General features: G+C 68.5%; 11 protein-coding genes. 6 read left to right on the forward strand and 5 right to left on the reverse strand.

Translation table 11 applies throughout. The annotated features are described in order from the left end of the window. Positions 1 to 18: 18 nt before the first annotated feature. Both K7W41_RS03905 and K7W41_RS03910 read right to left on the reverse strand, forming a co-directional pair. Complete coding sequence (locus K7W41_RS03905) at positions 19 to 708, reverse strand: SCO family protein (RefSeq protein WP_224604925.1); 690 nt, start codon at positions 706 to 708, stop codon at positions 19 to 21. Positions 709 to 1,293: 585 nt separating this feature from the next. Continuing rightward, positions 1,294 to 1,893: a general stress protein gene (locus K7W41_RS03910; protein ID WP_224604927.1), complete on the reverse strand. Its 600-nt coding sequence runs from the start codon at positions 1,891 to 1,893 to the stop codon at positions 1,294 to 1,296. A 138-nt stretch (positions 1,894 to 2,031) separates the two neighbouring features. Between K7W41_RS03910 and K7W41_RS03915 the strand changes: the two genes are divergently transcribed. The 4 genes from K7W41_RS03915 to K7W41_RS03930 all read left to right on the forward strand — a co-directional run bounded on the left by K7W41_RS03915 (position 2,032) and on the right by K7W41_RS03930 (position 8,093). Beyond that, positions 2,032 to 3,006, forward strand: a complete 975-nt coding sequence (locus K7W41_RS03915) for a polyprenyl synthetase family protein (protein ID WP_224604928.1) — start codon at positions 2,032 to 2,034, stop codon at positions 3,004 to 3,006. A gap of 323 nt (positions 3,007 to 3,329) precedes the next feature. Then, a complete protein-coding gene (locus tag K7W41_RS03920) occupies positions 3,330 to 4,574 on the forward strand; it encodes a Glu/Leu/Phe/Val family dehydrogenase (RefSeq protein ID WP_224604929.1) in 1,245 nt (414 codons plus the stop codon). Positions 4,575 to 4,692: 118 nt separating this feature from the next. Continuing rightward, positions 4,693 to 6,015, forward strand: coding sequence for a Glu/Leu/Phe/Val family dehydrogenase (locus K7W41_RS03925; RefSeq protein ID WP_224604932.1), 1,323 nt, complete (start codon positions 4,693 to 4,695; stop codon positions 6,013 to 6,015). A 128-nt stretch (positions 6,016 to 6,143) separates the two neighbouring features. Next, on the forward strand, positions 6,144 to 8,093 hold the full coding sequence (locus tag K7W41_RS03930; protein WP_396115027.1) for an amino acid permease: 1,950 nt from the start codon (positions 6,144 to 6,146) through the stop codon (positions 8,091 to 8,093). A 491-nt stretch (positions 8,094 to 8,584) separates the two neighbouring features. Here the strand turns inward: K7W41_RS03930 and panB are convergent, their stop codons facing one another. The 3 genes from panB to K7W41_RS03945 form a co-directional block, all read right to left on the reverse strand. After that, on the reverse strand, positions 8,585 to 9,406 hold the full coding sequence (gene panB, locus K7W41_RS03935; protein ID WP_224604933.1) for a 3-methyl-2-oxobutanoate hydroxymethyltransferase: 822 nt from the start codon (positions 9,404 to 9,406) through the stop codon (positions 8,585 to 8,587). 312 nt (positions 9,407 to 9,718) lie between these two features. Beyond that, positions 9,719 to 10,963, reverse strand: a complete 1,245-nt coding sequence (locus K7W41_RS03940) for an MFS transporter (RefSeq protein ID WP_224604936.1) — start codon at positions 10,961 to 10,963, stop codon at positions 9,719 to 9,721. Between the two features lie 112 nt (positions 10,964 to 11,075). Further along, a complete protein-coding gene (locus K7W41_RS03945) occupies positions 11,076 to 11,558 on the reverse strand; it encodes a DUF420 domain-containing protein (RefSeq protein WP_224604938.1) in 483 nt (160 codons plus the stop codon). A gap of 163 nt (positions 11,559 to 11,721) precedes the next feature. Between K7W41_RS03945 and K7W41_RS03950 the strand changes: the two genes are divergently transcribed. Next, complete coding sequence (locus K7W41_RS03950; protein ID WP_224604940.1) at positions 11,722 to 12,696, forward strand: COX15/CtaA family protein; 975 nt, start codon at positions 11,722 to 11,724, stop codon at positions 12,694 to 12,696. Next, the gene (locus K7W41_RS03955) at positions 12,693 to 13,610 is read left to right on the forward strand and encodes a heme o synthase (protein WP_224604942.1); all 918 of its coding nucleotides are present in this window, start codon (positions 12,693 to 12,695) and stop codon (positions 13,608 to 13,610) included. Before K7W41_RS03950 ends, K7W41_RS03955 begins: the two co-directional genes overlap by 4 nt. Positions 13,611 to 13,802: the final 192 nt, after the last annotated feature.

Consider the following 13,802-nt stretch of genomic DNA (forward strand, 5'->3'; position numbering starts at 1 on the left):
GGGTCGGGTCGGCCTGTTTCAGTTGGCGTACTGGCGGATCAGGCCGGGCAGGTCGCGGTCCAGGGTGCCGTCAATCACCGCCGCGTTGCCATACACCCGCACGAAGCGGCCCTGGCTGTCCACCACACTCACCTGATCACCGTGCAGCCGGGCCGCCTGGGCCGCGCCGGCGCCAGCGGCCTGGGCGTTATCGGCGCCGCTGCCCTGCTGGCCACCCGTGTGGGCGCTGTGGTCCTCGGCCGGCAGGGGTTTGACATTCGCCACGAACATCTGGCGGGCAGCCTCGTCAATGGTGGCCGCCTTGCCCGTCAGGCCAGTGAAGGCGGGGTCAAATCGGGCCAGGTAGGCACGCACCACGGCGGGCGTGTCGTGTTCGGGGTCCACGGTGATGAACTGCACCTGCACCTTTTGCTGCTGCGCGGGGCTCAGGGCCGCGTAGGAATTCTTCAGGCTGGCCAGCGTGACAGGGCAGACATCCGGGCAGCGCACGAAGCCGTAGAACACCAGGCGCAGCCGGCCGTCGCTGGCGGCCAGGGTGGTGGGCTGGCCGCGTTCGTTCAGCAGGGCCAGGGCGGGCAGGGGTTTGGGGTCGTCCAGCGCCTCTCCCCCCAGGGGGGCCGGGCGGCCTCGCCACAGCAGGAGGGCGGCCAGAATGGCGGCCAGCAGCAGCAGGAAGGCTGTGACGGCGCGGGGGGTGAGGGGCTTCATGGGGGGTAGGGTAGGGGAGGGGGATGGGGTGGGGTGTCCCAGGGGGAGTGGTTGAGTCTGCGGGCTTGCCCCACCCCCCCAGCCCCCCTACCCCAGAGGGGCAGGGGGGAGTTTTCCGCTGCGCTCGGCAAACGTTGACTGACGGTGTGGGGTGGCCCGGCTCCGCCCCGCGACGTACGCCGTGGTCCGCCTTCGTCCATCGCCTCACGCCCGCGCGCTGCGCGCACGACGGCTTCCGTTGCTCGCCCCGCAGGGGTGAAGGGTGGGGACGCTTAGGGCACGAGGTTCTACTTTGAAAACCGTGTGGTCCGTTTTGGATCGTGCGTCGGAAAAGGGTGTCCCTCCCCCCTTGTAGGGGCCTTGCAGAGCGGCGCCGCAGAGGTTGGCAGGGAGGTGTCGTGCCGAGCATCTCGAAGCCTCTCCTCTCGTGGCCTGCTTGAAACTGGTCCGAAGCCTTTGTCAAAACATCTGCCACAGATAGGGGATGCTCCTTGGCCCCTTGCTTGGGCGGAGCTTCTCTCTTTCCTGCCCCAAAAAAACCCCGGGCCCTTTCAGACCCGGAGATGAAGCGCCTTCTTTTCGCCCTTAGTGGCCGTCTTGGCCGGTGCGTTCGCTTTGCAGGCGGCCACCGCCCACCACGTCGTCGAGTTTCACGGCGCCGTGTTTGCGCATCAGGCTCAGGGCTTCGTCGGCGCGCGCGCCGCTGGGGTCGCGGGCGATCACCAGGACGTGGCCGCCCTTGAGGCCCTGGTAGAACTTCTCGGCCTGGGCGGCGGGCACGCCCATGCGGCGCAGGAGCTTCACGTAGTCGCCGTGGTCGCTGCCGGCCAGGGCGCCGAACAGGCCGCCCAGGGCCGCGCCGCCGATCACGCCGAACAGAATGCCCAGCACGCCGCCGTGCTGGTAAATCCGGGTGACCGGAAAAGCCAGCAGCAGCAGCCAGATGGGCACGGTCAGCGCCAGCCCCGCCAGGGTGCCGCCGATCATGCCGCGAATCACTGAGGCCGAGCCAGCCGGTTCGCCGGCTTCGGGGCTCACGCCGGTGCGCTGCGCAATGTCGTCTTCCGCCACCACGTCGGTCAGGGCAAAGCCCAGGTGGTCGCGGTCAAAGCCGCGCTGTTGCAGGGCCTGCAGCACGCCCTGGGCCTGCTGAGGTTCGCGAAAGAGAGCCACAACGCTTTCCATACCCCGTTTTGTAGCATGAGGCGGCTGTCACCTGCGAGGGACAAAGGGCGGCCCCGCGCTGCGCGTCGCTTTAGAGACGGGCGGGACAAGGGTGGGGCCGGTACGTTTTGCCCAGGGGGGCTTTTCTATACTGACCGCATGACTGGCGTGGCAGCGGTGGCCCTTCCCGACGCAGCGTTTGAAGCGCGCCTGCGCGAGGTGCTGCGTTCCCGCGTGGAGTTCATTGAGCTGATCGGGGACGATCTGGTGGCGGCGGGCGGCAAGCGCGTGCGGCCCCTGATCACCTACCTTGCCGCGCAGGCGCTGGGCGCCGGGCCCGGCGGGGCCACCTGGCGCCATGTGCGCGACCTGGGCGTGGGGGTGGAACTCCTGCACTCGGCCTCGCTGCTGCACGACGACCTGATTGACGACGCCGACACCCGCCGGGGCCAGCAGGCCGCCTTCCGGCGCTTTGGCAACGTGGTGAGCGTCATGAGCGGCGACTTTATGCTCTCGCGGCTGCTGGGGCTGCTCTCTGGCCTGCCCGGCAGCCCAGAGCTGACGCGCCTGTTCGGTGAGACGGCCAGCGTGATCTGCGAGGGCGAGGTGCTGCAGTTTCAGGTGGCCGCCTACGCTGATTACAGCTGGGCCAACTACCTGCAGGTCATCCACGGCAAGACCGCCGCCCTGACCGAACTGGCGGCTGTCGCTCCAGCGGTGCTGCTGGGGGTCCCGGCCGCCGAGCGCGAGGCCCTGGCCACCTACGGCCGCGAATTCGGCATGGCCTTTCAGATGCAAGACGACCTGCTGGACCTGACGGGCGACGAGCAGCGCACCGGCAAACCCGTGGGCGGCGACCTGCGCGAGGGCAAGGCCACCGGGCCGGTGCTGCACCTGCTGGACGGCCCCCACGCCGACGAGGTGCGCGAAGTTCTGGAGCGCCGCGCCGCCCAGCCTGGCGACGTGGCCCGCGTGCAGGGCTTGGCCCAGCAGAGCGGCGCTCTGGCCGCCACCCGCGAGGAAATCCGCCGCCGCGCCGCGCGGGCGACCTCGGCCCTGCAGTCATTGGGGTCCTCGGAGGCCCAGGGGGCCCTGGCCGGTCTGGCCGCCCGCGAGATCGAGCGCCGCAGCTAAGCAACGCCATTCTGTCTGCCATTGCCGAACGAAGGGGGCTGGGGAACTGCCAGCACAACTCAACAAGCTGACCTTTCAAATGTGAGGTTCTGCTGCGCTGACACGGCGGTGCACATGCTGGAACCGCTTCAGTCTTGCACCGTGTACAGCGTGGTTTTCCTGCCTTGACCCTGGGGGCACTGGCCGCTACAACGAGGGCGGCCTGCGCGGGCGCCGCGCGGGAGCAAGGCCTGTCTATGCGACCCGAAAGGGGCGTGTATGCTTCGGGCAGCCAATTCACCCCACCCCATCACATTCCCACCCGAAGGGAAGGAGACCGTCACATGCGGGCATCAGGACTCAACTGGCAGGGCCTCATGGAGCAACTCCAGCAGGCGCTGCCCTATTGCGAGGTCACGGACCAGTCCCTCGCGTATTTCAAGTACCCCAAACGCACGGTCAGCGTGAACTTGCCGGTGCGCATGGACGACGGCAGCATTCGCGTGTTCAAGGGCTACCGCACGGTGCACAGCACCTCGCGCGGGCCCAGCATGGGCGGCGTGCGCCTGCGCGCCGGGGTCAGCGCCCACGAGTGCGAGGTGCTGGCCGCCATCATGACCCTGAAAGCGGCGGTGGCCGACCTGCCGCTGGGCGGCGCCAAGGGCGGCGTGGACGTGGACCCGGCCACCCTGACCCCCCACGAACTGGAAGGCCTGACCCGGCGCTACACCAGCGAACTGGTGGAACTCATTGGCCACAACGAGGACATCCTGGCGCCGGACGTGGGCACCGACGCCCAGACCATGGCCTGGATGCTCGACACCTACACCGAGAACACCGGCACCACCAGCAACGGCGTGGTGGTGGGCAAACCCATTCCCCTGGGCGGCAGCTACGGCAGCAAGGATGCCCGGGGGCGCTCGGCGGCGCTGGTGACCGCACGGGTGTTCGAGGCGGCGGGCGAGAGCCTCAGCCGCGCGCGCGTGGCGGTGTACGGCTTTGGCGATGTGGGCCGCAAGGCCGCCCAGACGCTGGCCGCCCAGGGCGCGCTGGTGGTGGCCGTGAGTGACCAGAACGGCGCGACCTTTGCCAGCGCGGGCCTGGACCTGGACGCCCTGGCCGCGTGGCGCGAGGAGAAGGGCACAGTGGCGGGCTTTGCCACCGACATCACCCCCGAAGAAGTGACCGAGCTGGACGTGGACGCCCTGATGCTGGCCTACGACTACGGCACCATTCATGCGGGCAACGCCCACGCCATCCGCGCGCGCTACGTGGTGGAGGCCACCAACCGCGCCGTGCTGCCCGAAGCCGAGCGCTTCCTGACGGGCGCGGGCGTGCAGGTGATTCCTGACCTGATTGCCAGCATTGGCGGCGTGATCGTGAACTACCTGGAATGGGTACAGGACGCCAGCAACTTCTTCTGGATGGAAGAGGAGATTCTGGCCGCTATTGATCTGCGGGTGAACGCGGCGCTGGACGCCGTCCTCGCCACGCAGCGCACCTGCCAGACCGACCTGCGCACGGCGGCCTATGCCCTGGCTTTAAATCGCCTGCACAGCGCCACTGTGATGCGCGGGGTGTACCCGTAACGCAGATGGCTGAAGGCCGGTGGCCGATGGCGAACACCTACAGCCAGAGCCCCTAGCCCCTGCTGTTCCCACTCCCCACACCCCACTTCCTACTCCCCCTCCGAAGGAGGCCCCCCCAATGACCACCACGCACGACCCCGCCAACACCGCTGGCCCCCAGACCGGCGCGCACGCCATTCCCAGCTACCTGGACCCCAACAACATCGGGCCGTACGAGATTTACCTGGAGCAGGTGGAGCGCGTCACGCCCTACCTGGGCAAGCTGGCCTACTGGGCCGAGACCCTTAAGCGGCCCAAGCGCATTCTGGTTGTGGACGTGCCCATTCACCTTGACGACGGCACGGTGGCGCACTTTGAGGGCTACCGCGTGCAGCACAACACCTCGCGCGGCCCGGCCAAGGGCGGCATCCGCTACCACCAGGACGTGACCCTGTCCGAAGTCATGGCGCTGTCGGCCTGGATGACGGTGAAAAACGCCGCCGTAAACCTGCCCTACGGGGGCGGCAAGGGCGGCATCCGCATTGATCCGCGCAAGTATTCCACCGGGGAACTGGAGCGCCTGACCCGCCGCTACACCACCGAGATCGGCCTGATCATCGGCCCGGACAAGGACATTCCGGCCCCCGACGTGAACACCAACCCGCAGACAATGGCGTGGATGATGGACACCTACTCCATGAACGTGGGCCGCACGGCCACCGGCGTGGTGACGGGCAAGCCCGTGTCTCTGGGCGGCAGCCTGGGGCGCGGCGACGCCACCGGGCGCGGCGTGTTCGTGACCGGCGCCGAGGCCATGAAGAAGCTGGGCATGCCCATGCAGGGCGCGCGCATTGCCGTGCAGGGCTTCGGCAACGTGGGCGAGGCCGCCGCGCGCATCTTCCACGAGCACGGCGCCAAGGTCGTGGCCATTCAGGACGTGACGGGCACCATCTACAGCGAGGCGGGCATTGACCCGGCCGCCGCCCTGGCCCACCTGCGCCGCACCGGCAAGATCACCGAACTGCCCGGCAGCGAGGAACTGAAGCGCGACGAGTTCTGGACCGTGCCCTGCGACGTCATGATTCCCGCCGCCCTGGAAAAGCAGATCACCCTGGCGAACGCCGGGCAGATTCAGGCCAAGCTGATCGTGGAAGGCGCCAACGGCCCCACCGTGCCCGCCGCCGACGACCTGCTCGCCGAACGCGGCGTCACGGTCGTGCCCGACGTGCTGGCCAACGCGGGCGGCGTGACGGTGTCGTACTTTGAATGGGTGCAGGATTTCTCCTCGTTCTTCTGGACGGAAGACGAGATCAACAAGCGCCTGGACCGCATCATGAGCGAGGCGTTCCTGAGCCTGTGGGACGTCAAAGAGAAGCACGGCGTGACCCTGCGCACCGCCGTCTACATCGTGGCCTGCACCCGCGTGCTCGAAGCGCGCGCGCTGCGGGGCCTGTACCCCTGAGCCGGAGGCGCGCCCCTGTTGCCCCCCAGCCTCAGCCGGCTGGGGGTGTGTTGTGAAGAGGGGCGCGCAGGGCACCTGCCAGGGGGCACCTGTTCATCCGCGGACCAAAGGAGAATAATCCGCAGGTCATGCCGCGCCCGCTTCCGGCCCTGCGCCCCGCTTTCGACCACGCCAAGCGCTGGGTGCTGAAAGAGGACGCCCCTGGCGACCCGCCGGAGGACGGCGCCCCAGCGCGGGGGGCAGAGCGGCAGCACCCCTGGTGGAAGGTGATGTGCCTGACCGGCGTGGACTACTTTTCCACCCTGGGTTACCAGCCCGGAATTGCCGCGCTGGCGGCGGGCGCGGTGTCGCCGCTGGCGACCCTGGTGCTGGTGCTGGTCACGCTGTTTGGGGCGCTCCCCATGTACCGCCGCGTGGCCGAGGACAGTCCGCACGGCGACGGGTCCATCAGCATGCTGGAGCGGCTGCTGAGCTACTGGCCCAGCAAGTTTCTGGTCTTGACCCTGATCGGCTTTGTGGCCACGGGTTTTATCATCACCATCACGCTCTCGGCAGCCGACGCGGCGGCCCACCTGATCGAGAACCCCTTCCTGAAACCCGCGCTTGAAGGCCACCAGATCGCGGTGACCATGGTGCTGCTGCTGCTGCTGGGGGCCGTGTTTCTCAAGGGCTTCAAGGAGGCCATTGGCATCGCGGTGGTGCTGGTCGTGCTCTACCTGGGCCTGAGCGCGCTGGTGATCGGGTGGGGGCTGCACCTCGTTGCTGGGCAGCCGCAGGTGGTGCAGGCGTGGCAGGCCCAGCTGCAGCTGGGCTTCGGTTCCCCGCTGGCGCTGCTGGGGGCCGCGCTGCTGGTGTTTCCCAAGCTGGCGCTGGGGCTGTCGGGCTTTGAAACCGGGGTGGTGGTGATGCCCCTCATTCAGGGCCACCCCGGCGACACGGAGGCCCGGCCCACCGGCCGCATCCGCAACGGCAAGAAACTGCTGACCACCGCCGCGCTGCTGATGAGCGCCTTTCTGCTCACCAGCAGCGTGGTGACCACCCTCTTGATTCCGGCGGCCGAGTTTCAGCCCGGCGGCGAGGCCAATGGGCGGGCCCTGGCCTACCTGGCCCACCGGTTCCTCGGTGAGTGGCTGGGCACCGCCTACGACCTCAGCACCATCGGCATTCTGTGGTTTGCGGGGGCATCGGCGATGGCGGGGCTGCTGAACATCGTGCCGCGCTACCTGCCCCGCTACGGCATGGCCCCCGAGTGGAGCTGCCTGCACCGGCCGCTGGTGCTGATTTACCTGCTGATCGCCTGCGTGGTGACGGCCGCGTTCCGCGCCAATGTGGACGCCCAGGCGGCGGCCTACGCCACCGGGGTGCTGGCCATGATGACCTCGGCGGCCGTGGCGGTGTGCCTCACCGCGCGCCGCCGCCGTCAGCGCGCCCGCGCGTGGCAGTTTGGGGCCATCAGCGCCATTTTCATCTACACGAGCGCCGTGACCATCTTCAGTAATCCCCAGGGCCTCTGGATTGCCCTGCTGTTTATCGTGCTGGTGCTGGCGGTGGGCATCGGCTCCCGCATCTCGCGTTCCTTTGAACTGCGGGTCAGCCGCGTGACCCTGGACGACGCCGCGGCCGAACTGCTGCGCCAGCACCCGATCCGGCCCCTGCGGTTCGTCTCGCACCATCCGGGCCGCGCCAGTGAGGCCGAATACAGCAAGCAGGAACTGCGCGTGCGGCAGATGGTGCACCTGCCCGACAACGAGCCGTTCGTGTTTCTGGAGGTGGAACTGGGTGACGCCAGTGAATTTACCGATGTGGTGGAGGTCACCGGGCTGCAGGTGGGCCCCTACGCCATCCTGAAGGCGCGCGGGTCCAGCATTCCCAACACCATTGCGGCCGTGATGCTGCACCTGCGCGGCAAGGGCGCGCCCCCACAGGTGTATATGCGCTGGACCGAGGAAAGCCCCTTGCAACTGGCCCTGGACTTTGTGATTGGTGGCCGCGGCGACGTGCCGCCCCTCACCCGTGAGATCCTGCGCCGCGCTGAACCCGACCGCGACCGCCGGCCGATTGTGCATGTGGGCGGGTAACCGGCTTAGCGGCAACGAACGACGCCGATGCGACTTCCGTCTGGAACGCCCGCACTTCGGAACAGAACCGGACGCGGCGCCCGAAAGCCCACTTTTTCTTCTCTGGTCCGCCGCCCTGTGATAAGGATTCCGGTTGATCAGTTATTCCATAACTGATCAACCCGACCGGAGGGAGAAGGAAAAACGGTGACGGAGAGGCGTGGAAGCACCGAAGCGACGCGGAGGGGCTGTAACGGATGATCCGGAATCCGTATGAGGCCTGCTGGCCGGCCTAAACCGTGGACCGAAACGGTTCAAGCGGTGTCTGTCTGACAGCGGAACTCAGGACGGTTGAGGGGATACTCCTCAACCGTCCTGAGGCGAACGAAGTGAGTAGCCGAAAAACACAGCGGCAGAAGTGGAATTGAGGGGCCGCTTTTTGGCCCCTCAATGGAACTGGCAGCCGCTGTGAGCGCTGTGGGCTGCGCTGGAGCAGCATTGACCTCGCCGCTTCAGTACAGCTTGCCCAGCACGTCGTCTTTCATGACAAACGAGTTGTCCTTGGTGGGAAAGGCGCGCGAGCGGACCTCGGCGGCGTACGCCTCAATCGCTTCGCGCGAGATGCGGCCCACCTCGGCGTAGCGCTTGGCAATCTTCTTGTCCTCGCCTTCGTACATGCCCAGCAGGTCGTGGGTGACCAGCACCTGTCCGCCGCAGTTCACCCCCGCACCAATGCCAATGGTGGGAATCTTCAGGCGTTCACTGATCAGGCGCGCCAGCCGGGCGGGAATGGCCTCCAGCACCACGGAAAACGCCCCCGCCGCTTCCAGGGCCAGGGCGCCTTCCAGCGTCAGGCGGGCCGAGGCGTCGTCCTTGCCCTGCACGCGCAGGCCCCCCTGGGCGGTGGCGGTCTGCGGCATCAGGCCCACGTGGCCCATCACCGGAATGCCGTTGCGGGTCAGGGTTTGCACCACTTCCAGAATCTCAGGGGTGGCGCCTTCCATCTTGATGGCGTCGGCACCCGTGTCCTGAATCACCTTGACCGCGTTGCGCATGGCGTCCTGCACCCCGGTGTGGTAGGTGCCAAACGGCAGGTCCACCACCATGAAGGTCTGGGGCGCACCCCGGCGCACGGCGCGGGCGTGGTGAATCATGTCGCCCAGCGTGACGGGCGCCGTGGAGTCGTAGCCCAGGACCACGTTGCCCAGAGAGTCGCCCACCAGAATCAGGTCCACCCCGGCCGCCTCGGCGTGACGACCCCCGGGGTAGTCGTAGGCCGTGACCATCACCAGGGGGTCGGCTGCGTGCTGCAACTCGGGAATGGTGCGTTTCATGCCGCCCCAGCGTAGCAGAGGGGGGGCCAGCCCCGCCGCGCGCCGGGGGTAGGGCTCGCCGGGGCCGCCTGATCGGTGCACTGTCACGTCCCCGGGGCCAGGAGCTGTCCGGCCCTGCTGGTCAGCACAGGCAGCGTGACGTCAGGGCGGCTCTCATACAGCTTCCGAAACATTCCGTAAGGCGTTTCGGAATTTTTCCGACCACAGGGAGAAGGAAAAATACGGATTGCCCGGAATTGGACCTGGAAGGCTCCGCAGGAGAGGAGCATCCAGCTCTTTTCTGGATGTTCCGGAAATGGACGGCAGTCCGTATCAGTCCTCGGCCTCATCCTCCAGGTTCATGGCGCGCAGTTCGGGGGCCAGGGCGGCGGTCACGGCCACCACAATCAGGGTCACGATGCCGCCCAGCCAGACGCTGCGGGCCGTACCCAGCAGCCGGGCGGCCACCCCACTTTCAAAGGCCCCCAGTTCGTTGCTGGCGCCAATAAACATGCCGCTCACCGCGTTCACCCGCCCGCGCATGTGGTCGGGGGTTTTGAGCTGCAGCGTGGCGCTGCGGATCACCATGCTGATGCCGTCGAACACGCCCGCCGCCACCAGCGCCGCCACGCTGAGCACGAGGTTCTGCGAGAGCCCGAAGACAATCATGCTGAGCCCAAAGCCCGCCACGGCCAGCAGCAGGGTGCGCCCGGCGCCGCGCCCGGGCGGGCGGTGGGTGGCCAGCAGCATCACCGCCAGGGCGCCCACGCTGGGGGCCGCCACCAGCACGCCCAGCCCCGTGGGCCCCACCTTCAGGATGTCGCTGGCAAACACGGGCAGCAGCGCAATGGCGCCCCCGAACAGCACGCTGAACAGGTCCAGGGCCATGCTGCCCACCAGCACCTGCCGCTGCAGCACGAACGCCAGCCCAGCCTTGATGCTCTGCCCCAGCGGCTCGCCGGGCGTGAAGGCGGGGCGGCCCTTGCTGCGCACGCGGGCCAGACAGGCCAGCGACACGGCAAACAGCGCGCACGCCACCCCGTAGGCCCCCTGCGGCCCCACCGAGGCGTACAGCACCCCGCCCAGCGCAGGGCCAATGATCGCGGCGGCCTGCCACACACTGGACCGCCACGCCGAGGCGCGCAGCAGCAGCTCGCGCGGCACCAGCTGCGCCTGAAACGCTGGCAAGGCCGGGTCTGAAAAGCCGCGCGCCACCCCCAGGGCAAAAATCAGGCCCAGCAGCGGCCAGATGCCGCTCTGAACCGCGTGCGGCGCGTACAGCGCAAACAGCCCGGCGCACACGACCTCTGCCGTGAAGGTGAACAGCAGAATGCGCCGCCGGTCCACGCGGTCCGCCACCACGCCTCCCAGCAGCGCGAGGCTGAGGGCCGGAATGGCCTCCACCAGCCCCAGCACGCCCAGCGTGAGGGGGTCTTTGGTCAGCTCGTACAGCTGGTAGGCCACGGTCAGCGCCACGGCCCGCCCGGCCAGGGTGCTGGTCACGGCGGCCAGCAGCATGGCGCGGAATTCGGGGTACCCCAGCACGTGGGTGGGCGAAGCGGCAGGCGCAGAACTCACGGCCCCGAGTGTAGGGGCGGGGCCCGCGCCGCACCTGTAAGCGCGGCCCCGCCCCGGCTGTGCCCGCGGCAGGAACACATGGCCCTGAGCGGGCGGCCAGCACCCGGCGGCTTCAGGCGCCCTTGATGACCTCGCCCCAGCGGTGCAGCACCACATAGATGATCCAGCCAGTGACAGCCACGTACAGCCACACCGGCACCGTCCAGCGCACCCAGGCGCGGTGCTTGTTGAAGTAGCCCCGGGCGGCGGGCGCGTCAATGTTGCCCAGGTTGCCGGCCGCCTTCAGGCCCTTCCAGGCGTTCCACAGGGCGCCCAGCGCCAGCGGCAGGTTGGCCGCCGCCAGGATGATGTGGCTGATCAGCAGCGCGAAATAGGCCAGTTTCCATTCCTCAGGGCCTGCGTATTTCTTCTCGTAGCCCAGGCCCAGGCGGGTGAGGTACAGCACCAGGAAGATGGTGGCCAGGGTGCTGGCCGTGACCATGGCGCGCATGTGGGCCTCGCGCAGCCCCCGCCGGATCAGGTACACGCCCACGCACAGCGCAATGCCGCTCAGGACAATCGTGATGACCGCCCACTGGTTGATGGTTTCCGCCATAGTTGAGCCGCAGTGTACGGGCCGCGCCCAGGGCAGGTGTCCGCCCCGCAGCGGGCCCAGCCCTTGGGGGACAATTTGCTGCTGCCTGGCCCGGCTAGAATGTCCGGGTATGGACCGCCGCGCCTGAGCCCACCGGGGCCTGCGGGCGGCGAGGATGGTGACCATGAGTGGAACGCTGACAGTGCCCCGTGCCCAGAGCGGGGCGTGGCTCCCCCGGCTGGCCTGGGCGGCGCTGGCCTACAACGTGCTGGTGATTCTGTGGGGCGCCGTGGTGCGCATCACGGGGGCTGGGGCAGGCTGCGGCGACCACTGGCCGCTGTGTAACGGCGTGGTGGTGCCCCAGAGCCCCACCCTGCACACGATCATTGAGTTCAGCCACCGCCTCACCAGTGGGCTCAGCGGCCTGCTGGCGATTGCCCTGGTGGCGCTGGCGCTGCAGGCCACGCCCAAGGGCCATCCGGCGCGCTTTGGCGCGGGGCTCAGCCTGGGCCTGATCATCCTCGAGGGGCTGGTGGGCGGCGTGCAGGTGCGCCTGGGTCTGACTGCCGACTCCACCGACCCGGCGCGCGGCTTCGTGCAGGGCATTCACCTCGCCAACACCTTTGCGCTGCTGGGCGCCCTGCTGCTCACGGCCCTGTGGGCCGGCGGCGCGCCGCGGCTGCGCCTGCGTGGCCAGGGCCTGGTGGGCGGTTGGAGCGCGGTGGGGCTGGCGCTGCTGCTGGTGCTGGGCATGGCCGGGGCCGTAACCGCACTGGGCGACCTGCTGTTCCTGCCGGCCGACGGCAGCACGCCCATTGAAACGGTGAAGCGCGACTTTGGCCCGGCTGCAGGCCTGATCGAGAACCTGCGCGTGGTGCACCCCATGCTGGCGGTGCTCACCAGCGCCTTTCTGGTGTGGCTGGGCGTCTTTTTGCGCCGCGAGCGCCCCGGCGAGGCCGTGAACCGCTGGAGCGCGGCGCTGTGGGTCCTGATTGGCGTGCAGATGCTGGCGGGCTTTGCCAACGTGGCCCTCAAGGCCCCGGGCTGGATGCAGTTGGCCCATCTGGCGCTGGCCTGCGCGCTGTGGCTGGTTACGGTGCTGCTGGCCTTTCACGCCCTGAGCGCGCTGCGCCTGCAGGGCCACCGGGAGCGCGCATGACCGCCTCGGGGCCCCTCAGCGCGCCGCAGCCCCGCGCGACGTGGCGCGACTACCTGTCGCTGACCAAGCCCAAGGTCATCAGCCTGCTGCTGTGGACCACCGTGGCGGCCATGTTCATGGCGGCGCGCGGCTGGCCGAACCTCTGGCTGCTGCTGGTGGTCAGTGTGGCGGGGTACGCCTCGGCCGGGTCGGCGGGCGTGTTCAACATGATCATTGACCGCGACATTGACCTGAAAATGGCGCGCACGGCCAAGCGGCCCACCACCAGCGGGCTGATCAGCACGCGCGACGCGGCCATTTTTGGCGCGGCGCTGCAGATTCTCTCGTTCGTGATGCTGTGGGTATGGGCCACCCCCCTGGCCGCCTGGATGAGTCTGGCGGGTTTTGTCACCTATGTGTGGGTCTACACCGGGCTGCTCAAGCGCAACACGTGGCACAACATCGTGCTGGGGGGCGCGGCCGGCTGCTTTCCACCGCTGGTGGGCTGGGCGGCTGTCACCGGCGACCTCAACCTGTTTGCGTGGTTTCTCTTTGCCATCATCTTTTTCTGGACCCCGGTGCATTTCTGGGCCCTGGCCCTGATGATCAAAGATGAATACCGCGAGGTGGGCATTCCCATGCTGCCCGTGGTGCACGGCGACAAACTGACGGCAGCGCAGATTGGCCTGTACGCGATCTACACGGTGGTGCTCTCGGTGATGCCGGTGTTCTTTCAGGAGGTGGGCGCGCTGTACTTTCTCTCGGCGCTGGGCCTGGGCGGCTGGCTGCTGGTGCTGTCGTGGCGCCTGTACCGCCACGTGATGGCCGGGCACAAGGTCGAGCGCAAGGTGGCGGTGCCGCTGTACTTGTACTCCATGCTGTACCTGGCCCTGCTGTTCGTGGCCGGCGCCGTGGACCGGGCGCTGCTGGCGTAACAGACTAGGGGCCGCGCAGGGGCTTTCTTCATCATGCCGGCCTCAGCGTTCCGGGCCTGTCGCCGCTGTGGCGTGCGGGCCCGGCGTTTTGCATGGCCGCTTTGAAGAGTGGTTGGAAGGCGCCGCACGGGCCTGGGGCGCTTGGCGGCGCCCTCCCGGGGAGCGCAAAAACAGGACACATGCCTACGCCCG

Origin of the sequence: Deinococcus multiflagellatus (assembly GCF_020166415.1) — a bacterium.
In the GTDB taxonomy this organism is placed as follows: Bacteria; Deinococcota; Deinococci; order Deinococcales; family Deinococcaceae; genus Deinococcus; species Deinococcus multiflagellatus.

Coding starts and splice junctions, on each gene's coding strand:
- K7W41_RS03905 (WP_224604925.1), bottom strand. CDS start 708: ATGAAGCCCCTCACCCCCCGCGCCGTCACAGCCTTCCTGCTGCTGCTG.
- K7W41_RS03910 (WP_224604927.1), bottom strand. CDS start 1,893: ATGGAAAGCGTTGTGGCTCTCTTTCGCGAACCTCAGCAGGCCCAGGGC.
- K7W41_RS03915 (WP_224604928.1), top strand. CDS start 2,032: ATGACTGGCGTGGCAGCGGTGGCCCTTCCCGACGCAGCGTTTGAAGCG.
- K7W41_RS03920 (WP_224604929.1), top strand. CDS start 3,330: ATGCGGGCATCAGGACTCAACTGGCAGGGCCTCATGGAGCAACTCCAG.
- K7W41_RS03925 (WP_224604932.1), top strand. CDS start 4,693: ATGACCACCACGCACGACCCCGCCAACACCGCTGGCCCCCAGACCGGC.
- K7W41_RS03930 (WP_396115027.1), top strand. CDS start 6,144: ATGCCGCGCCCGCTTCCGGCCCTGCGCCCCGCTTTCGACCACGCCAAG.
- panB (WP_224604933.1), bottom strand. CDS start 9,406: ATGAAACGCACCATTCCCGAGTTGCAGCACGCAGCCGACCCCCTGGTG.
- K7W41_RS03945 (WP_224604938.1), bottom strand. CDS start 11,558: ATGGCGGAAACCATCAACCAGTGGGCGGTCATCACGATTGTCCTGAGC.
- K7W41_RS03950 (WP_224604940.1), top strand. CDS start 11,722: ATGAGTGGAACGCTGACAGTGCCCCGTGCCCAGAGCGGGGCGTGGCTC.
- K7W41_RS03955 (WP_224604942.1), top strand. CDS start 12,693: ATGACCGCCTCGGGGCCCCTCAGCGCGCCGCAGCCCCGCGCGACGTGG.